Annotated in this window: 18 protein-coding genes; 6 read left to right on the forward strand and 12 right to left on the reverse strand. The window is 67.8% G+C overall.

Annotated features, from left to right (window positions below; all coding sequences use genetic code 11):
• From RKE40_RS08795 to RKE40_RS08820, 6 genes are all read left to right on the forward strand, one after another.
• Window positions 1-544 (forward strand): ATP-binding protein (locus RKE40_RS08795; RefSeq protein WP_390893293.1); only part of this gene is annotated, 544 nt, incomplete at its 5' end.
• 100 nt (window positions 545-644) lie between these two features.
• Window positions 645-1,508 (forward strand): helix-turn-helix transcriptional regulator, encoded by an 864-nt coding sequence (locus RKE40_RS08800; RefSeq protein ID WP_316017858.1) that lies wholly within the window; start codon window positions 645-647, stop codon window positions 1,506-1,508.
• Window positions 1,509-1,674: 166 nt separating this feature from the next.
• Window positions 1,675-3,846, forward strand: coding sequence for a TonB-dependent siderophore receptor (locus RKE40_RS08805; protein ID WP_316017859.1), 2,172 nt, complete (start codon window positions 1,675-1,677; stop codon window positions 3,844-3,846).
• A gap of 11 nt (window positions 3,847-3,857) precedes the next feature.
• The gene (locus RKE40_RS08810) at window positions 3,858-4,715 is read left to right on the forward strand and encodes an alpha/beta hydrolase (protein ID WP_316017860.1); all 858 of its coding nucleotides are present in this window, start codon (window positions 3,858-3,860) and stop codon (window positions 4,713-4,715) included.
• Window positions 4,712-5,848, forward strand: a complete 1,137-nt coding sequence (locus RKE40_RS08815; RefSeq protein ID WP_316017861.1) for an ABC transporter substrate-binding protein — start codon at window positions 4,712-4,714, stop codon at window positions 5,846-5,848. The genes RKE40_RS08810 and RKE40_RS08815 overlap by 4 nt, the downstream gene beginning before the upstream one ends.
• 37 nt (window positions 5,849-5,885) lie before the next feature.
• Window positions 5,886-6,998, forward strand: coding sequence for a DUF2218 domain-containing protein (locus tag RKE40_RS08820; RefSeq protein WP_316017862.1), 1,113 nt, complete (start codon window positions 5,886-5,888; stop codon window positions 6,996-6,998).
• A gap of 28 nt (window positions 6,999-7,026) precedes the next feature.
• Here the strand turns inward: RKE40_RS08820 and RKE40_RS08825 are convergent, their stop codons facing one another.
• From RKE40_RS08825 to RKE40_RS08880, 12 genes are all read right to left on the reverse strand, one after another.
• Entirely contained in the window at window positions 7,027-7,968 is a 942-nt protein-coding gene (locus tag RKE40_RS08825; RefSeq protein ID WP_316017863.1) for an HlyD family secretion protein, read from the reverse strand.
• Window positions 7,965-8,225 carry a DUF3302 domain-containing protein gene (locus RKE40_RS08830; RefSeq protein WP_316017864.1) on the reverse strand — a complete coding sequence of 87 codons (261 nt, stop codon included), beginning with the start codon at window positions 8,223-8,225 and terminating at the stop codon, window positions 7,965-7,967. The genes RKE40_RS08825 and RKE40_RS08830 overlap by 4 nt, the downstream gene beginning before the upstream one ends.
• Window positions 8,226-8,245: 20 nt before the next feature.
• The gene (locus RKE40_RS08835) at window positions 8,246-9,514 is read right to left on the reverse strand and encodes a hypothetical protein (protein ID WP_316017865.1); all 1,269 of its coding nucleotides are present in this window, start codon (window positions 9,512-9,514) and stop codon (window positions 8,246-8,248) included.
• Entirely contained in the window at window positions 9,511-10,146 is a 636-nt protein-coding gene (locus tag RKE40_RS08840; protein WP_316017866.1) for a tetratricopeptide repeat protein, read from the reverse strand. Before RKE40_RS08840 ends, RKE40_RS08835 begins: the two co-directional genes overlap by 4 nt.
• Entirely contained in the window at window positions 10,143-11,057 is a 915-nt protein-coding gene (locus RKE40_RS08845) for a VWA domain-containing protein (RefSeq protein WP_316017867.1), read from the reverse strand. Before RKE40_RS08845 ends, RKE40_RS08840 begins: the two co-directional genes overlap by 4 nt.
• Complete coding sequence (locus RKE40_RS08850; RefSeq protein WP_316017868.1) at window positions 11,054-12,070, reverse strand: VWA domain-containing protein; 1,017 nt, start codon at window positions 12,068-12,070, stop codon at window positions 11,054-11,056. Before RKE40_RS08850 ends, RKE40_RS08845 begins: the two co-directional genes overlap by 4 nt.
• Before the next feature lie 2 nt (window positions 12,071-12,072).
• On the reverse strand, window positions 12,073-12,552 hold the full coding sequence (locus RKE40_RS08855) for a DUF4381 domain-containing protein (protein ID WP_316017869.1): 480 nt from the start codon (window positions 12,550-12,552) through the stop codon (window positions 12,073-12,075).
• Window positions 12,549-13,526, reverse strand: coding sequence for a DUF58 domain-containing protein (locus RKE40_RS08860; RefSeq protein WP_316017870.1), 978 nt, complete (start codon window positions 13,524-13,526; stop codon window positions 12,549-12,551). The genes RKE40_RS08855 and RKE40_RS08860 overlap by 4 nt, the downstream gene beginning before the upstream one ends.
• A 38-nt stretch (window positions 13,527-13,564) precedes the next feature.
• Window positions 13,565-14,542: an AAA family ATPase gene (locus RKE40_RS08865; protein WP_316017871.1), complete on the reverse strand. Its 978-nt coding sequence runs from the start codon at window positions 14,540-14,542 to the stop codon at window positions 13,565-13,567.
• 551 nt (window positions 14,543-15,093) lie between these two features.
• Window positions 15,094-16,722, reverse strand: coding sequence for an arylsulfatase (locus RKE40_RS08870; RefSeq protein WP_316017872.1), 1,629 nt, complete (start codon window positions 16,720-16,722; stop codon window positions 15,094-15,096).
• Window positions 16,723-16,757: 35 nt separating this feature from the next.
• A complete protein-coding gene (locus RKE40_RS08875; protein ID WP_316017873.1) occupies window positions 16,758-17,705 on the reverse strand; it encodes a formylglycine-generating enzyme family protein in 948 nt (315 codons plus the stop codon).
• A 14-nt stretch (window positions 17,706-17,719) separates the two neighbouring features.
• On the reverse strand, window positions 17,720-18,721 hold the full coding sequence (locus RKE40_RS08880) for an HAD family hydrolase (protein ID WP_316017874.1): 1,002 nt from the start codon (window positions 18,719-18,721) through the stop codon (window positions 17,720-17,722).
• Window positions 18,722-18,758 lie beyond the last annotated feature (37 nt).

Consider the following 18,758-nt stretch of genomic DNA (forward strand, 5'->3'; position numbering starts at 1 on the left):
TGCCGCCGTCGAGGAGGCCTGGCAGGAGACCAGCGAGAAGCTGACGGCGGCCGAGAAGCGCCGCGCCGGGCTGGAGCGAGAGGTCGCCCTCCTCTCGCGCCTGCGCGACGCACTGGAAGCGGCCCGGACCACGGCGCGCGACCACTACTTCCGCCCGGTGATGGCCGAATTGAAGCCCCTGCTCGGGCTGCTCTTCGAGGATGCCTCGGTCACCTTCGACGAGGAAACCCTGCTGCCGCGCACGGTCCGCCGCAACGGCCTCGAGGAGCCGGTCGGCGTGCTCAGCGGCGGCATGCGCGAACAACTCGCCGTGCTCACCCGCCTCGCCTTCGCCCGGCTGCTCGCCAAGGACGGCCAGCCGGCGCCGGTCATTCTCGACGACGCGCTGGTCTATTCCGACGACGACCGCATCGAGCGGATGTTCGATGCCCTCCACCGCCAGGCAAGCGACCAGCAGATCATCGTCTTCTCCTGCCGTCAGCGCGCCTTCTCCCAGCTCGGCGGCAACATCCTGCGGATGAAGCCGTGGATCCCGGAAGCTTGACGGCTTTCTCGCCGACAAGCTTGGAAACCATCTAAACTACTGATTTATTTTACATTTTATCCTGCACCGGGTATCACCGACCTATCTCCCCGAGGTCGTGATGTCACTTGGTCCTGTTTCCGAACCTTCGTCCGGCGGAATGCTGAAGCTGTTTTCGGACAGCCTTTCGCTCAAGGCCGGAACCTTCTTCATCGCCGAAGGCGAAAGCGTGACCGGCCCGATGCGCTCGGGGCTCAAGGTCGGCGTGATGCTGGACGGGCGCCAGACGCTGGAGCTCGACGACCGGCCGCCGGTGATGATCGAAGGCCCAGCCCTGCTCGTCGCCGCCAATGGCGGCGAGCATATTCAGCAGCGCACCGGCCTGACGGGCGGCGCGGTACGCTGCGCGCTGATGCAGTTCGAGCTGGACTTCGTCGCGCGTGAATTCGGCGCCGAACTCTCGCGACTTTTGCTGCTGTCCGGCCCTGACGATGCCGGCCTCTGGGTCCGCCCAGCGAGCGCCGAACTGCGCGCTCTTGCGCTTCAAATGGCGGAATGCCGCGTCGGCGACTCGCTCCGCAGCTTCTATCTCGCCGGCAAGGCGCTCGAACTCGGGGCGCTCGCCGTCAACGAGATCATCGGCGAGCGGCCGGTTCGGCCGGCGAAGCTCGATGCGCGCACGCGCGAGCAGATCCAGGCGGTGCGCGAGATCCTGGAGCAATCCCTGCAGGAACCGCCGAGCCTCTCGGAGCTGGCGCGTCGCACCGGCCTCAATCCGAGCAAGCTGACCTCGGCCTTCCGTGCCCAGTTCGGCACCAGCGTCTTCGGCTACCTGCAGGAATATCGGCTCCAGCAGGCGCATGAACTGATCGCCAGCGGCGAGGCCAGCATCGCCGTCGCCGCCTTCCGCGTCGGCTACAGCCCGGCGCATTTCTCGAGCGCCTTCCGCAAGCGTTTCGGCATTTCGCCGAGCGCCTTGCGTTGATCGCCGGCGGTTCCGCGCCTCGTTTTCTCTCGTTGAAGCGGTTCGAAACTGCAGCGAAAGAATTACTGCCGCGATCGAAAGCCGACTTCGTTGCCCCCAGTGCGGCGTTCCTGAAACAACCCGCACGGGTAATCCACCGCAAGGTGGCGGGGCAAAGGTCGGGTTCATGAACTTCATCATCGGCAATCGCACTGCGGCCAAGGCCTCGGTCGCGCTCGCGGCAATCATCGTCGGCTGGTCGGGCTCCGGCCAGGCCCAGAACGCGCCGGCGATCGGCCTCGACACGATCGAGGTCCAGGGCGAACGGGCGAACGGGCCGGTCGACGGCTATGTCGCGCGGCGCAGCGCGACCGCGACCAAAACCGACACGCCGCTGATCGAGACGCCGCAATCGGTCAGCGTCGTGCCGCGCGCGCAGATGGACGACCAGGGCGTGCAGAGCGTCAGCCAGGCGCTGCGCTACAGCGCGAGCGTTCTGGGTGAAACCCGACTCTCCTCAGGACGTTACGACAGCGTCTTCATCCGCGGATTCGGCGGCAGCGGCGGCAGCGCCGGCTTCATCAACAATCTCGATGGCCTGCGCCTGCAGCGCGGCGTCAACTTCCTCGTGCCGATCGCCGAGCCCTGGGGGCTGGAGCGAGTCGAGGTGCTGCGCGGTCCGTCCTCGGTGACCTTCGGCCAGGTCAAGCCGGGCGGCCTGATCAACATGGTCAGCAAGCGCCCGCAGGAGCAGGCGCATGTCGAGGTCCAGGTCCAGGTCGGCAGCTATCAGCGCCGCCAGCTCGCCTTCGACATCGGCGGGCCGGTGACGGAGGACAAGACGATCCTCTACCGCCTCGTCGGCCTCGGACGCGCCGCCGACACGCAGGTCGACTTCACCAAGGAAGAGCGGCTCTACATCGCGCCGTCGCTGACCTTCCAGCCGAATGCAGCGACCAGCCTGACCCTGCTGACCTCGTTCCAGCGCGACCCCGAAACCGGCTTCTACGGCTTCATCCCCTCGGTCGGCACGGCATTGCCGAACCGGAACGGGCGCATCCGCAGCAATCTCTTCCCGGGCGAGCCGGACTATGAGGGCTACAGCCGCAACGCGCTCAACCTCGGCTATGCCTTCGAGCACCGCTTCAACGACGTCTTCACCTTCCGCCAGAACCTGCGCTACAGCGACCTCGAATCGCGCAACCGCACCGTCGCCGTCGCCTCGCTCGCTGCCAACCAGCGCACCCTCAACCGGCGCGTCACCGCCTCGAACGAGAAGGCCCAGACCTTCGGCGTCGACAACCAGCTCCAGGCCGATTTCCGCACCGGCCCGCTGACGCACAAGCTGCTGTTCGGTGTCGACGGCTACTGGGTGGACGGCACCGCCTTCACAGGCGCCGGCGGCGTCGTGCAGCCGCTCGACGCCTTCGTCCCGGTCTATGGCCGCCGGCCCTTCGCGGTCCCGGCCATTCCCGGCACGACGCAGCTGACCGAGCAGTACGGCGTCTATCTGCAGGACCAGATCAAGCTCGACCGGCTCTCGCTCCTGGTCGGCGGCCGCTTCGACCGCGCCATGGCCCGGACGCGCAACATGACCAACGGCGCCCTCACCAAGCAGGACGACACCGCCAATACCGGGCGCGTCGCGCTGATGTACAATTTCGACAATGGCTTTGCGCCCTATGCGAGCTATTCGACCTCGTTCGAGCCGATGGCGGGAACGAGCTTCGGCGGCAGCCCGTTCAAGCCGAGCGAGGGCGAGCAGTTCGAAGTCGGCCTGAAATACGAACCGCCCGGCTACAACGCCTTCTTCCAGGCGGCGCTCTACGACCTGACTCAGACCAATGTTCCGACCGCCGACCTGAACAATGTCGGGTTCCAGATCCAGACCGGCGAGATCCGGGCTCGCGGCTTCGAATTCGAGGCGCGCGCCACGGTGCTCGAGAATCTCGATCTCGTCGCCGCCTATGCCTATACCGACGCCGAGGTGACCAAGAGCAACGGCGCCGATCTCGGCAAGCGGCCGCCGGTCGTGCCGCGCCACATGGCCTCGCTCTGGGCGCACTACACCTTCAAGACCGGCCTGTTCTCCGGCCTCGGGCTCGGCGCCGGCGTGCGCTATGTCGGCAAGGGCGCGGGCGATCCCGGGAATACCTTCTTCACCGACGACTACGCCCTGGTCGATGCCGCGATCAGCTACGATCTCAGCGCCGCCAATGCCGCGATGAAGGGCTGGAAGATCCAGGTCAACGCCCAGAACCTGTTCGACAAGGAGTATGTTGCCGGCTGCTACGGCGCCGTGCAGTGCTCCTTCGGCCTGCGCAGGACGGTGCTGGCGACGCTGTCCTATCGCTGGTGAGGACGGACGGCGTGCGCACGGCATCCGCCAGCAACAGCCCGGGCGAGCTTTCGCCCGGCACCGCGGTCGCGCTGCCGCATGCACGCCAGTTCGAGATCCACTCGGCGCAAGGGCTGCCCTATCGCCTGTTGGTCGCGGTGCCTCCCGAGGCGCCCCCCGCCGCAGGCTTCCCGGTCCTGGTGCTGGTCGATGGCGACGCGCTGTTCGCGACGGCGTTGACCAACGCCCGCCTGCAGGGTGGCCGGCCCGAAGTGAGCGGCGTTGGCCCGGCGGTGATCGTCGGGATCGGCTATCCCGGCGCAGCCCCGTTCGATGCCGAGCGGCGGCGGCAGGACCTGCTGCCGGACGTCGGCGGTGCCGACCGCTTCCTCGATCTGATCGAGACGCAATTGCTCCCGATGGTGGCAGATCTCGCGCCGATCGATCGGGCGCGGCTCGCGCTCGCCGGACATTCCTTCGGCGGGCTTTTCACCCTGCACGCCCTGTTCAACAGGCCGGGGCTGTTCCGCAGCCTCGTCGCGGGCAGCCCTTCGATCTGGTGGAACGAGCGCGCCATCCTCGCCGCTCGGGCGCAGTTCCTGCGCAGCCCGGCGCCGATCCTGCGGCCAAGGCTGTTGATCACCGTCGGCGGCGAAGAACAGAAGACCGATCCACTCCGGTTCCCCGACCGCGCGACCCGGCTGGAGAAGGCCCGCATGGTCGAGAATGCCGCCGAGATGGCAAACAGCCTCGCCGCCTCCGGCCGGCTCGACTGCGAGCATGTCGTCTTCACCGGCGAGAACCATGTCTCCGTCATTCCCGCCATGCTCTCGCGCGCCGTGGCCTTCACGCTCGCCGAGCCATCCGTTCGAGGGGATAGCGCCCGATGATCGCCCGGCTGACACGGATCGCGACGAGGCTCGTCGCTCCCCTTCTCGCGCTTGGCATGATCGCCACCCCGGCGGCGGCTCAGCCGGTGACGGTGACGGACCTCGCCGGGCGCACGGTGGCGCTGCCGGGGCCGGCGAAACGCATCGTGCTCGCCCAGGGACGCCAGCTTAACGGGCTCGGCCTCCTGCATCCCGATCCGATCAGCCTGCTCGCCGGCTGGGGCAGCGACCATAAGCGCCAGAACCCGGACGCCTATGCCCGCTATGCCGCGAAATTCCCGGCGATCGAGACCCTGCCGACGGTCGGCGATGGCGGCACGCAGGACGGCTTCTCCTTCGAGAAAGCCGTCTCGCTGGCGCCCGATCTCGTCATCCTCAGCCAGTCGCTGGCCGGCTCGCGGCACGGCCCCGGCGATCTGGTCTCGCGTTTCGAGGCGGCCGGCATCACCGTCGCCGTGGTCGACTTCTACCTGCAGCCGCTGCGCGACACGGTGCCGAGCCTGCGCGTGCTCGGCAAGCTGATCGGCCGCGAGGAGCAGGCCGAGGCCTATATCCGCTTCTATGAGGAGCGCCGCGAACGGCTGGCCAGCCGCGTTCGCGGCATCGAGCGGCCGAGCGTCTTCATGCATGCCCATGCCGGCGGCTTCGACTGCTGCCAGTCGCCCGGCAAGGGCACCTTCGATGACTTCATCACGCTCGCCGGCGGCCGCAACATTGCAGCTTCCATCCTGCCAGGCGCCACCGGCCAGATCAGCCTCGAGCAACTGCTCGCCGCCGACCCCGCGGTCTATGTCGCAACGGGCGGCGTGCATCTCGCCCGTCGGGGCGGGCTCGTGCTCGGGCTCGGCGTCTCGCCGGAGGAAGGCGCGCGCAGCTTCGCCACCCTCATTGCCAGCCCCGGCATCAGCGCGCTCAGCGCCGTCCGCAACGGCCGGGCCTATGGCCTCTGGCAGCTTTTCAACGACACCCCGCTGCACATCGTGGCGATCGAGGCGCTGGCGAAATGGATCCATCCCGAGCGCTTCGCCGATCTCGACCCGCAGGCGACGCTGAACGAGATCCAGGCGCGCTTCTCGGCGATTCCGCTCGACGGCACGCTCTGGATCGACGGGACCGCCAGAATCCGGCCTTGAGCGGCCGTCTTCGCAGGAGCAGGAAGGTTTTCCGACCATGACGATCCTTTGTGCCGAAGCGCGCTTCAGCCTCGCTGACCCCGACGCCCTGCTGCGGGCGCTCCGCGAGCACCTCGTCGAACATCATGCGACGGTGAGTGAGCGGGACGGCGCGACGCTGATCGCCCTCGATGGCAGCGAGGCTGCGCTGCGCCTGATGGCGGGCGAGCTTCTCGCCCGTGTCGAGGCGCCGAGCCTCGCCGGCCTGCAGGCGATGAAGCTTGCGATCGCGAGCCATGTCGTCGAACTCGCGCCTGCCGGCAGCGCGCCCGCGATCAGTTGGCAGGGCGATGGCAGCGGCCCCTCGCTCCTGCCCGATTTCCGGATTCTGACAGTGACCGGAACCGAGCGGCTGACGCCGCATATGCGCCGCATCCGCTTCCGCGGCGAGGATCTCGCACGCTTCGACTCGCTGGAGGCGCTGCATGTGCGCCTGTTCATCCCGCCGGCGGGCCTCGCCGAGCCGATCTGGCCGATGGTTGGCGAAGATGGGCTCGTCAACCAGCCACCGGCCGAGCAGCGCCCGGCCGTCCGCAAATACACGATCCGCGAAATCGACGCCGCCGCCGGCACACTCGCGATCGATTTCGTTCTGCACGGCGATGTCGGGCCGGGCTCGGCCTTTGCCGAGCGCGCCGCCGCCGGCGACCGGATCGGCATGGCGGGCCCCGGCGGGCGCGGCCTGCGCGAAGCCGAACGCTATCTCTTCCTCGCCGACGAGACCGGCCTGCCCGCCGTCGCCCGCATGCTGGCGAACCTGCCCGGCGATGCGCAAGGGCTCGCCTTGATCGAGGTCGCGGATGCGCAGGAGCAGCAGGCGCTCGAGGCCCCGGCCGGCGTCACCATCCGCTGGCTACATCGCGACCGGGCCAAGGCCGATGCGGCGCCGCAGCTGCTGGAGGAATTCGAGGCCCTGGACTGGGAGCAGGACGGACCGGGGACCTATGTCTGGGCCGCGATGGAGCACGACACGTTCCGGCTGCTGCGCGCCGCCGCGCGCCAGCGGCTGCGCCCGAACCTCGACCAGCACCTGATCGTAAGCTACTGGCGCAACGGCCTTTCCGAGGAGCAGCACGCCCTGGAGAAGAAGGCGGCCGCCCGCGCCGCCTGAGCGCAAGCGTTGCCGACCGACACCCGCCTCAGAACGGGTTGACGTAGTTGGTGATCGCGATCTGCCGCAGCAGGACCTTGCGGATGACATGGGCGGGCTTGACGTGCTCCGTGAAGATCGCAGCGTCGCCGGCCGCACCTGCCGGCAAGGCGCTGGCGAAGCCCTGATCGTCGAGCCGAACGCGCACGATGAACGGCGCCGCATGCACTGCCGTCGGTGAGACGGCGAGGCCCGAGGTCTGCACCTGCCCGGTCGAGATCGCCTGCAGCACGCTCTCGACCTTGCCGGTCTGGACGGTGCCCGGCGTCCGCTTGAAGGTCAGCTCGACGGGCTGGCCCACGGCGAGATAGCGCGCATCGATCTGGTTGATCTCGACGCCGATGATGGTCGCCGAAGTGTCGATGAAGGCCATGACGGGCGACAAGGGCAGACTTGAGACCCGAGCCCCCTTGCGCAAGGCCAGATTGGTGACATAGCCATCCGCCGGCGCACGCACCGTGGTCTTGTCGAGGTTCCATCTGGCGCCTTCGAGCTGCGCCCTCAGCTGATCGACCGAGGCCTGACGTTCTTCGACGTCGAAGGTCCTCCCCGTGCCATGCGTCTGCAGCTGGGTCATCTCGGCGAGACGGGTCTCCTGGAATCTGAGCTGTGCCTCGATGGCCTGGACCTGAGCCTCGAAAGGAACGGGGTCGATGCGGAACAGCACGTCACCGGCCTTGACCGGGCTGTTGGCCTGGACCGGGACGTCGATCACCTCGCCGGCGACACTGGGGACGATCGCGACCGAGTTCCTGACGACGAGCGCAGGCCCCTGCGGCGCGCCCCAGTTCATCGGGATGAACAGGCCGATCAGCAGGAGCAGCAGGACGAGAACCGGCGAGACCTTCCAGAACAGGTTGAACGGAACGATTTTCAACTTCACCAGGATGAAGAGCAGCGCGAGATAGACGTTCAGCAGGACGACGATCATCGGGCCGCCTCCACCTTCCCGGTCGCGCGATCGGCCGGCTGTGGCACGTCGACATAGGCCCAGATCAGCACGATCGGCCACAGCACGAAGCCGAGGAACAGGGTCACCCAGCCGCCGATGCTCACCGCCTCGGCCCAGGGATGGCCCCGCCGCCTTGCAACCATGCCAGGCCACATCGCCATGAAGACGATGACGAAGACCGTGCTGGCGACCAGCACGATCAGGACGATCCAGGCGAAGATGTCTAGCCCACTCATCAGGGCCTCCTACGAACGGGTCAGGCGGGATAAACGGGATTGAGTGGCGGGAGCGGCGCGCGCGCCGGTCCTAGAGGTGCAGTCTGCTGCGCGAAGGCGCTCAGCGCCTGCGCCAACTCCTCGCCCTTCTTCGGCTCCCAGCCGCTGCCGCCGCCGAACAGCGAGCTTTCAACCTCGCTGATGAAGGGAGCCAGCCTAGGATCGACACGCGCCCGTCCACGCTCGCCGGGCGACAGGCGCTCCAGCCAGACGCCGAGCGCGCGATAGGTCGCGGCCGGATCGCCGATCCGCGCTTCCTGCACCAGAGCACGGCGTGCGAAGGCTTCCGAACCCTGCCGGCGCTGCTGCCAGCCATGCCAGGCGGCGACCAGCCGGTGCCGGATGAAGATCGACGCCAGAACGATCAGCGCAACGGCAGCAGCTGCAGCGGCAATCAGCCCGAGACGCGGCGCTTTCGCTCCGCCGGCAGCATGGCTCGCCGGAGCTGCTACCGAAACCGTAAGACCCGGCAGGCTTTCGACCCGGGCCCGCTTGTCGGCGAGGCTCCACCAGGGCTGGGACAGGTCCGGCAGGACATAGCTGCCACCGCGCTCGAAGACATAGGTCGCCTTGTCGACGCGCTCTCCGTCGACGACGCCGCGATTGCTCCGGTCCTCGACGGTCGGCGGGTCGACATAGACGCGCGCGCCATCGGGCGCCGTGAAATGGAATTCGGCCATGCCAAGGGCCGGCACGCCCGCTGCCTGCCGCCGGATCGTCCGGGTGACCGCGTCCCCCGCCTTGAAACGCGTACTGCCGGGATCGGGCGTCCAGCTCTCGCTGGCCGTCACCTTGTCGGCCGCGAGCACGGGGCCGGAAACATCGAGGCCGGCAGGGACGCCAACATCGATCCGTGTCGCCTCGCCCTTGGCCGAGCCCACCGGGTCGCCGCTGCGGTCGAGCAGCGTCACCTCGGGCGCCGGGATGGCGATCTGCCCGCCGCGCCGCGGAAAGACGGTGAACGCGAAGCTCTGGCCGACATAATCCTGGTCGGAGATGCGATCGCGCATCGTCGTCGCCTGCGTTTCGAAGCGCAGAATCTGGGCGCCGGCCGCTTCCGGCACCCGAACCAGCGGGGGATGCGGCATCTCGCCCGGGAACAGCACGTCGACATTGAGCTGCACGGGCTGGCCGATCACGATGCCCTCGGCCGGCGCGACACGGGTCCGCACCAGCGGTTGGCTCGCCGGCTGCTGCGCCATGGCAGGCCCAAAGATGGCGAGGGCGAACAGAGCGACGAGCCACCTCATGGCGCCTTCTCCGCCGGCGCTGCCTGGAGCTGATAGGCGAACTTGGCGCGCAGGAAGTCGGCAGGCCTGGTCTGCACCCGCTTGAGCCAGAGCGCGCGCACCGCCTCGTCCGACATCGACTGGGCGGCCTCGACCGTCGTGTCCTCGCCGCCCTTCTTGTTCTTGTCGAACACCACCTCGTCGGGCTTGTCGTCGGTGTTGCCGGTCTCGCCGCCCTCGGTCTTCTTGCGCTCGCCGCGAATGCGGGCGATCTCGCGGTTGTTCAGCGCCGCCTCCCAGCCGGGGCGCAGCGCCAGCGCCCGATCATAGCGCTTCAGGGCGTCGTCATACTGGCCGAGCATGACCAGCGCATTGCCCTGGTCGAACGCGCCCACTGCCGTATCGCGCGCGGCGAAGGCCTGCGCGGCCTCCTTGAATTCGCCGGCCCGAAACAGCGCGACGCCGCGCCAGAGCGGGTCGCGGAACGCCTTTGCCGCGTCAGTCGCCCGGCCCTCGTCGATCAGGACGCGCCCGCGCTGGTCCGGCGTCAGCCAGAGCGCCTGCCAGCCCAGGCGATGGAAGGCGAAAAGCAGCGCCAGGGCCGCTATGCCCGCGATCACCGCATAGGGCGAACTTGCGAGCCTGCGCCTCATGGCAGCACCCATCCGCGCCTGAACCAGAGCAGGGCCAGGAGTGCGATCAGCGGCGTCAGCCAGTAGCCGGCCTCGCGCCAGTGCTGGCCCTCGCCCGCGACGCTTCCCAGCTGATCGGCGCGGTCGAGCCGCCGCACGATCTCGGTGACGTCGGCCTGATCGACCGTCGTCTCGATCAGGGTCGCATCCAAGGCCTTGGCGATCTCGGGCAGGCCACCGGCTTCCGACCCCGGCGCCAGCAGAGACAGGATCGTCACCGCGCTCCCGCCGCCGGAGTGCCCCGGCGCGGCCTGCGGCGTTGCCGTATCCGCCATGATCAGCACCGAGCCGGCGTCGTCCATACCTGCGAGCACCCGCCTTGCCAGCGCCAGCGCCCCGGCGAGATCATCGCCCTCGAGGGGCATGATCTCCGGCGAGAGGGATTTTGCGAGATCGAGCACGACCGCGCTGTCCGCCGTCGGCGGCAGGACGAGGTGGGACGAGCCGGAATAGGCGATCAGGCTCGCCGCCGCCCCTTCGCGCGCGGCCAGAATGTCGGCCAGCTTCTGGCGGGCGCGGTCGAGCCTCGTCGGCGCGAGATCTTGCGTCAGCATGGACGGCGTGACCTTGAGGACGATGGTGACCGGCGGCTTCGCCTGCGCGAAGGGCGATGGCTCGCGCTGCCAGGCAGGGCCAGCGACGGCGATCGTCACCAGCAGCCAAGCCAGCGCGAGTGCATTGGCCGGGGAGACGATCGCCGGCCGGGTCTCTCCGTCCACGAGATGCGGCAGCAAGGCCGGGTCGATGACGCGGCGCCACTTCACCAGCATGTCGGCACTGCGATGCGTGAGGAGCCAGAGCGCCGCCGCGGGGATGAGCGCCAGCAGCCAGAGCGGGCGCTCGAAATGGAACGGGGCGAGCGCCGCGATCACGACGACCTCTCCACGATCGCAGGAGCGCGGGCGGACGCATGGTCGCGCCGGTGGCGCCATGCCAGCTGCAGCCCCTGCGCGAGCAGCGTCAGGACGAGGCCGCCGGCGAGCGGGATCCAGTAGATGTCGCGCCGTGGCCGGAAGCTGACCGTGTCGATCCGGCGCGTCTCGATCTCGTCGAGGCGCTGGTAGATCTGCGCGAGCTGCGCGCGGTCGAGCGCCCGGAAGAAACCGCCGCCGGTGGTGCTCGCGACCTCCTTGAGCGCGGCCTCGTCGAGCTTGTCCTCGCCCGCGGCCGTTGGATCGCCGACCGCGACGGTGTGGATGACGATGCCCTTGTCCTTGGCGACGCGCGCCGCCTCGGCCGGCGGCACCTTGCTGACCGTATCGTTGCCGTCGGTCAGGGCAATGATCGTCCTCGCCTTGACGGTGCTGCGCGCGAACAGGCCGATGCCGAGACCGATCGCATCGCCGAAGGCGGTGCGCGGGCCGGCCATGCCGACGGCGGTGTCGCGCAGCATCGCCCGACTCAGCTCGAGGTCGGTGGTGAAGGGCACCAGGGCGAAGGGCGCATCGCCGAAGACGACGACGCCGACGCGGTCGCCTTTCCGGCGCGAGAGGAAATCGTCGAGCACCTGCTTGACCGCCGTCAGCCGGTCGACGGTCTGCCCGGACTGATCGACGAAGTCCTTGGTGTCCATCGAGCCGGAAAGGTCGACCAGCAGAAGCAGGTCGCGCGTCGGCAGATCGCGATGCAGCGGCGGGTCGATCCATTGCGGCCGCGCCAGCGCCGCCAGCGCGAGCAACCAGACCAGGGTGAGCACGGCAAACCGCGCAGCACCTCGTCGCGCGACCACGCCCCCCTCGAATGGTTTCTGCCCGCTCAGGCGCGCCAGCTGGTCGAAGAACGGCACGCGTAGGCCGGCGCGACGCTCCGCATGGGCCGGCAAGCCGAGCCAGATCAACGGCAGCGGGGCGAGCAAGGCGAGCCAGGGATAAGCGAAGGCGAGCATGGTCAGGCCTCCGCGGTCAGGCGGCCGCGCTGGCCGTGAAGCCAGGACCTCGCCTGTGCGAGTGCTTCCGCCGCAGCCGCCGGTTCGAGGGCCGTCGTCGCCGTGGCGGCGCCCTCGATCGCCGAAGCGAGGGCCGCGACCTGCCGATCACCAGGCGCCGTCTCGGCAAGAAAAGCGCCCCAGGCCCGGCCGGTCAGAGCGGCGACCCGCTCCCGGCCATGGGCGACGAGGGCAGCACGTTTCAGCACGGCCGAGATGGCTTCCGCCGTAACCGGAGCGGCGCCGAGCCCGTCGAGCTCGGCGGTCGCGGCGCGCAGATAGGCATCGGCGCGATAGCGTGACCAGCGCCGCCAGCCGAACGCGAAGAGAGCTGCCAACATGGCGCAGCCGACGATCGCGGTTCCGGCGGCCGGTGGCCAGAACGAGACCGGCGGCGGCAGGGCCAGATCGGCGAGCCTGTTGAGATCGCCGGGGTCGCTCATGGCGCGCTCCGCCCGGTCGCGCCCGCCATCTGCTGCGCGCGCCGCTTGCCGATGAGTTCCCGCAGCTGTTCGCCAGCATCGCGCTCCGTCGAGATCGGCAGGACGGGGATGGCCCGACTGCGCGAGAGCTGCGCCAGTCGCGCACGCCACTCGGTGCGCTCCCGAGAAAACTCCCGCCGGAGCGATGCGGCCGATGAATCGATCTCGATCTGGGAACCGCCCGCACTGAAGGTCGCCGGCCCGATATCGGGCAGATCCTGCTCCAGCGGATCATGGATGAAGATCGCCAGCACATCGTTATGGGCGCAAAGCCGCGTGACGAGCCGCGCCGTCTCTTCATTCTCGCCGGCGACATCCGAGATCAGGCAGATCAACCAGTCATGGGTCGCGATCCGGGCTGCCGCCCGCAAGGCCTCGTTCAGCCGGCCCGGCCCTGCGTCCCGATCGCCCGGTCTCGCGAGGGCCGCGTTCTGCCGGGCGACTTCCGAGAGCACGCGGACCGCGCCATGATCGCGCGCCTGCGGCCGCACCGTGACAAGGCCGCTATCGCCGAAGACGACGGCGCCGACCCGGTCGCCGAGCGAGGTCACCCGCCAGGCGGCGAGCGCCGCGGCTTCGGCCGCCGCCACCGATTTCATCGCCCGCCGGCTGCCGAAGAACATCGAGCTGCGCTGGTCGACCAGCAGCAGCACCGGCCGGTCGCGCTCCTCGGAATAGACCCGGACATGCGGGCTGCCGAGCCGCGCCGTCGCCAGCCAGTCGATGGTGCGGGTGTCGTCGCCCTCGAAATAGTGGCGCAGTTCCTCGAAATTCAGGCCGCGCCCACGCAAACGCGAGGCATGGCGCCCGGCGAGGAGGCTGTGCACCGGCTGGCGCGGCAGGAAGCTGAAGCCGCTGGCGCGATGCTTGAGGCGCAGGAGTTCGTCCAGGCTCACGAAGGCGCGCGCGCCGTCCGCGGCAGCGCTGCCTGCCACCCTCGCTTTCTCCCGCATCAGCGCCATGGCTTCCCGCCCTACACTGCGACCGCGACCTGCCTGACCACCTCGTCGAGAACCGTGTCCGCGTTCATGCCGTCCGCTCCGGCCTCATAGGACAGCGAGACCCGGTGCCGTAGGCAGTCATGCACCACGGCCTGAACATCCTCCGGCGTGACGAAATCGCGGCCCTGCAGCCAGGCATAGGTGCGCGAACAGCGATCGAGCGCCAGCGAGCCGCGCGGGCTGGCCCCGACCGCGATCCAATTCTTCAGCTTGTCGCCGAACTCGGCAGGACGGCGCGTCGCGGCGATCAGCGCGACCATGTAGTTCTCGACGACGTCCTTCGTCACGACGCGGTCGATCTCGGCGCGTGCGTCGAAGATCACTTGCTGCGGGATCTTGGCGGGCTCGGCTTCGGCTGCGTGCGCGGCGCTCTCGCTGCGGACCAACCGCATCACCTTCACCTCGTCGGCATCGGTCGGGTAGTCGATGCGGATATGCATCAGGAAGCGGTCCATCTGCGCTTCCGGCAGCGGATATGTGCCTTCCTGCTCGATCGGGTTCTGGGTCGCGAGCACCATGAAGAGCGGCGGCAATTCATAGCGCTTGCCGGCGACGGTGACGTGACGCTCCTCCATCGCCTCGAGCAGGGCGGACTGGACCTTGGGCGGAGCGCGGTTGATCTCGTCGGCGAGGACGAGATTGCCGAAAATCGGCCCCTTGCGGAATTCGAAGGTGCCGTCGGGGCGCAGGATCTCGCCGCCGGTCACGTCGGAGGGCAGCAGATCCGGCGTGAACTGGATGCGGCTGAAGTCCGATTCGAGATTCTTCGACAGGCTCTTGATCGCGCGGGTCTTGGCGAGGCCGGGCAGGCCCTCGAGCAGGACGTTGCCATTGGCGAGCAGCGCGACGACGATGCGTTCGACGACGCGCTCCTGGCCGATGATGTCCCGGTTGATCCGGCTCTGGAGGTCCCCGACGGCACTGCGTACGCTCGGTCCGGTTCCGTCCATCGCCCGTTCCCTTCGGCCAGCATCGGAAGATTCTGCCGAGCGAGCCGGGCAAGTCACTGCTGTAACCGTTACAGCCCCAGTTCGCGCACCCCCTCGCCTGCTCGCCCAAGCGCGGCGAGCATGAGCCGGCCCACGGCTCGGCAGTACGTCGAGCGGCCGCAGCCGGACCGCTCGACGTGCATCGGCGTCATGGGTTCTGTGGGAGCAGGTCGTTCCCGAAGAAGTCGGTCTGCCGCGTCGAACTGTTCTGATTGGCCCGGACATAGGCCGGCCCGCCGGTACGCGCCGGGTTGGGGCCGGGGTCGAGATAGCTGCGCTGCGGCGGTTGGACAGAGGCAGGCGAAGGCGCTGGCGCCAAGACCGGCGGCGCCTGCTCGGCGGTCGTGGTGCAAGCGACCAGGGGCAAGCAACACAAAAGGGCAGCCGGCAGGCGGAAGGACTTCAGCGCGTATTTCATCCGATCCTCGACAATTTAAAGACAAACCCTGGCCATGCGGCGCTGTGAGGATGCGGCCCCTTCGCCGCGAGAGCAAGGGGCCGCGTTGGTCAGCTCAGCGAACGGAACGCAGCTGTTCCTCGATCTTGGTCAGGTTGAAGGAGCCGGGCGTCTGGCTCGGCGGATAGTCCTTCATCGTTTGCAGGAACTTCGCCGCAAGCGCCTGGATCGGAACAATGACGAAGACGCGCTCCAGGAACCAGTCATTGTAGACGTTGGCATTGTGCTGCGCCTTCTCGAACGGGTCGCGGCGGAGATGGAACAGCAAGGGCACGCGCAGTTCGGTGAAGGGCTCGCGCCAGACGCCGAAGGCCTGTCCGCGGTTCTCCAGGAACACGACCTTCCAGTCCTCATAGCGGGCCGCCACGACCTGGCTGTCGTCATTGACGTACCAGAACTCCTTGCGCGGCGACTCCTTGGTCTTGCCGGTGAGATAGTCGAGCTGGTTGTAGCCATCGATGTAATTCTTGTAGGGCCGGCCGTTGAGCGTGACGCCCTTGAGAAGCTGTTCCGCGATGTCCGGCGCGCCGGCTGCGGCCGCGAAGGTCGGCAGCCAGTCCTCATGAGCGACGATGCCGTTCAGCGTCGTACCTGCCGGGAACTTTCCCGGCCAGCGAACGAAGGCCGGCACGCGATAGGCGCCTTCCCAGTTCGAGTTCTTCTCGCTGCGGAAGGGTGTGGTCGCAGCATCCGGCCAAGTGTTGTAGTGCGGGCCGTTGTCCGTCGAATACATCACGATCGTATCGTTGGCGATGCCGAGATCGTCGATGAGCTTGAGCAACTCCCCGACCATGCCGTCATGTTCGACCATGCCATCCGAATAGTCGTCCTGTCCGGACTTGCCTTTGCTCGCCGGCTTGATGTGGGTGCGGAAATGCATCCGGGTCGCATTCCACCAGGTGAAGAACGGCTTGTTGGCGCGGACCTGGCGCTGGATGAAATCCTTCGCGGCAGCCAGCGTCTCCTCGTCGATCGTCTCCATCCGCTTCTTGGTCAGCGGCCCGGTATCCTCGATTTTGCCATCGGCCGAGGCCTTGATCACGCCGCGCGGGCCGAACTTTTTGCGGAATTCGGGATCCTTCGGATAGTCGGGGTTTTCCGGCTCCTCCTCGGCATTCAGATGGTAGAGGTTGCCGAGGAACTCGTCGAAGCCATGCTGGGTCGGCAGGTGCTCGTCACGGTCGCCCTGGTGGTTCTTGCCGAACTGACCCGTGGCGTAGCCGCGTGACTTCATAACCGTCGCCATCGTGACGTCGGTCTTCTGCCAGCCCTCCTTGGCGCCCGGCAGACCGACCTTGGTCATGCCGGTCCGCACCGGGACATTCCCGCCGATGAAGGCCGCACGGCCCGCGGTGCAGCTCTGCTGACCGTAATAGTCGGTGAAAGCGATACCTTCCCGGGCGATCCGGTCGATGTTCGGCGTCATGTAGCCCATCATGCCGCGATTATTGTGGCTGATGTTCCAGGTGCCGATATCGTCGCCCCAGATAACGAGGATATTCGGCGGCCGGCCTGAGCCGCTGCTCGCCTGCGGCGTCGCAGCCGGCTGCTGCGCCTGGGCCTGGGTGCCGGCCGCGGCGGCGGCCACGAAGGCCGTTCCCGACAACAGGATCCGGCGGCGATTGAGGTCGATGTCGTCCCTTGCAGTCGCAGTCTGGTCGGTTTTGTTCGGGTCTGCTGTCATCGAACATCCTCCTTAGGCGTACGGGGCTGGACTAGTTAGGTTTCCTTCCTCACGACGCAGCGGAAGCCGACATGACTTGTCGATGTGTCGACGGGCTCGGCGTGCCGGGCGGCGGGGCGGTAGCGGCGGCAATAGCTCGGCGCGCAGAGGTGCGAGCCGCCTTTCAGAACCTTGCGCGGGATAAGGATCTCCGGCTGGCGCGGGTCGTAGCTGTCGGCCTCGGGCCCGCCGCGCGGGTTCTGCGGCACGCAGCAGGCCTTCGGCGCATCGGCCTGATGGCGCACCGACCAGAAGTCGGAGGTCCATTCCCAGACATTGCCGATCATGTCGTAGAGCCCGTAGCCGTTGGGCGGGTAGCTGCGGACGGGCGAGGTCCGTGCCCAGCCATCGTCCTTGGTGTTTTCGTGCGGGAAGCTGCCTTGCCAGGTGTTGGCCATGTGGCGGCCATCGGGGACGAGCTCGTCGCCCCAGACGAATTCGCTACCTTCGCGTCCGCCCCAGGCAGCGAACTCCCATTCTGCTTCGGTCGGCAGCGATTTTCCGACCCAGGCGGCATAGGCCTCGGCATCGCGATAGGCGACGTGGACGACTGGGTGATGGTCGAGCCCCTTGATCGAGGAGCCCGCGCCATAGGGCTTGCGCCAGGTCGCGCCGAACTTGAAGGTCCACCATTGCGACCAGTCGCGCAGGTCGACGGGATGCGTCGGCGGGTTGAACATCAGCGATCCCGCCCGCAGCATATGCGGCAAGGCGCCAGGGTAATCCTTTGGGTCCGGCGCGATCTCGGCAAAGGTCACATGCCCGGTCGCCTCGACGAAGGCCCGGAACTGGGCGTTGGTAACCGGCGTCTCATCGATCCAGAACCCGTCGACGCTGACCTGGTGGCTCGGCGCCTCCTCGGCATAGTGGACGTCGGAGCCCATGCGGAAGGTGCCGCCTTCGACGCGCCGCATGCCATTGGTGAGAACCGGCTTGTCGAGCATTTTTGGTCCCTGCCCTAGCGGCTTTCCGGAAATACTGTCTTCCAGTCCTGCTTCATATCGATGACCGTCCAGCCCTTGGCCGCGGCCTCGTCGAGCGCCTTGTCGAGCTTGCCGATCTGGGATTTGCGATCATAGGACCATTCGCGCTCGGCGTCGGTATGATGGACGATCAGCGCCAGCCGCGGACCGCTGCCGCCGGCCGTGTATTGCAGCATCTGGAGATCTCCGTCGGAATTGCCGAAGGCGAGGATCGGGCGCCGGCCGATGAAGCGGTTGATGCCGACCGGCTTACCCGGCCCGTCATCGATAAATTCGACCTTGCCTTCCTTGAACAGCTGAGGCTTTCCAGCCGCATCCATGCGGAATTTGACCACGCCCGACGAGCCGACGACCTGTTCGGGCGGGATGCCATAGACCTTCTCGGCAAAGACCCGCATGAACTCGACGCCGCCTCCTGAGACGATGAAGGTCTTGAAGCCATTGGCGCGGAGATAGGCGAGCAGTTCGAGCTGCGGCTGATAGACCATCTCGGTGTAGGGGCGCTGCTTGGTGGGATGCCGCGCCGTGGCCAGCCAGTTGGCGACCGAAGCCTCGAACGCCTCGGTGGTCATGCCGGAATGGGTCAGGGCCACGACCTGAAGCAGACCCTTGTTTCCTTCGGCCGCCAGTGCCTTGAGGTCGCGCGCCAGCACGGAACGATAAGGCTCCTTTCCCTTCAACTCGGGCTTCTCCGCCACCTGCCGCTTGATCTCGTCAAAGGCGAAAAGCAGCTGGAAGTAAGCCGGTTGCTCGGCCCAGAGCGTGCCGTCATTGTCGAAGGTGGCGATGCGCTCGGCCGGTTTGACGAAGTCCGGACCGCCCTCGCGCGTCACCTTGCCGACGAAATCGAGGATCGCCTGCTTGGCCTTGCCGTCGTTCCAGGACGGCAGCGGGTCGCTCTGGGCGAGAACGCCGCCGCCCCAGCCCAATAGTCCCGCGATCAGAAGGGCTGTGCAGAAGGCTCGTCGGTTCAACATCCACCTCTCCTTCTGAAACACACCCTGTCGAGCCGCG

The organism is Allobosea rubneri (assembly GCF_032464875.1).
GTDB classification, from domain to species: domain Bacteria; phylum Pseudomonadota; class Alphaproteobacteria; order Rhizobiales; family Beijerinckiaceae; genus Allobosea; species Allobosea rubneri.

Excerpts from the sequence above, each read along its gene's own strand:
- RKE40_RS08800 (WP_316017858.1), top strand. The coding sequence starts at position 645 with ATGTCACTTGGTCCTGTTTCCGAACCTTCGTCCGGCGGAATGCTGAAG.
- RKE40_RS08805 (WP_316017859.1), top strand. The coding sequence starts at position 1,675 with ATGAACTTCATCATCGGCAATCGCACTGCGGCCAAGGCCTCGGTCGCG.
- RKE40_RS08815 (WP_316017861.1), top strand. The coding sequence starts at position 4,712 with ATGATCGCCCGGCTGACACGGATCGCGACGAGGCTCGTCGCTCCCCTT.
- RKE40_RS08820 (WP_316017862.1), top strand. The coding sequence starts at position 5,886 with ATGACGATCCTTTGTGCCGAAGCGCGCTTCAGCCTCGCTGACCCCGAC.
- RKE40_RS08825 (WP_316017863.1), bottom strand. The coding sequence starts at position 7,968 with ATGATCGTCGTCCTGCTGAACGTCTATCTCGCGCTGCTCTTCATCCTG.
- RKE40_RS08830 (WP_316017864.1), bottom strand. The coding sequence starts at position 8,225 with ATGAGTGGGCTAGACATCTTCGCCTGGATCGTCCTGATCGTGCTGGTC.
- RKE40_RS08835 (WP_316017865.1), bottom strand. The coding sequence starts at position 9,514 with ATGAGGTGGCTCGTCGCTCTGTTCGCCCTCGCCATCTTTGGGCCTGCC.
- RKE40_RS08840 (WP_316017866.1), bottom strand. The coding sequence starts at position 10,146 with ATGAGGCGCAGGCTCGCAAGTTCGCCCTATGCGGTGATCGCGGGCATA.
- RKE40_RS08850 (WP_316017868.1), bottom strand. The coding sequence starts at position 12,070 with ATGCTCGCCTTCGCTTATCCCTGGCTCGCCTTGCTCGCCCCGCTGCCG.
- RKE40_RS08855 (WP_316017869.1), bottom strand. The coding sequence starts at position 12,552 with ATGAGCGACCCCGGCGATCTCAACAGGCTCGCCGATCTGGCCCTGCCG.
- RKE40_RS08865 (WP_316017871.1), bottom strand. The coding sequence starts at position 14,542 with ATGGACGGAACCGGACCGAGCGTACGCAGTGCCGTCGGGGACCTCCAG.
- RKE40_RS08870 (WP_316017872.1), bottom strand. The coding sequence starts at position 16,722 with ATGACAGCAGACCCGAACAAAACCGACCAGACTGCGACTGCAAGGGAC.
- RKE40_RS08875 (WP_316017873.1), bottom strand. The coding sequence starts at position 17,705 with ATGCTCGACAAGCCGGTTCTCACCAATGGCATGCGGCGCGTCGAAGGC.
- RKE40_RS08880 (WP_316017874.1), bottom strand. The coding sequence starts at position 18,721 with ATGTTGAACCGACGAGCCTTCTGCACAGCCCTTCTGATCGCGGGACTA.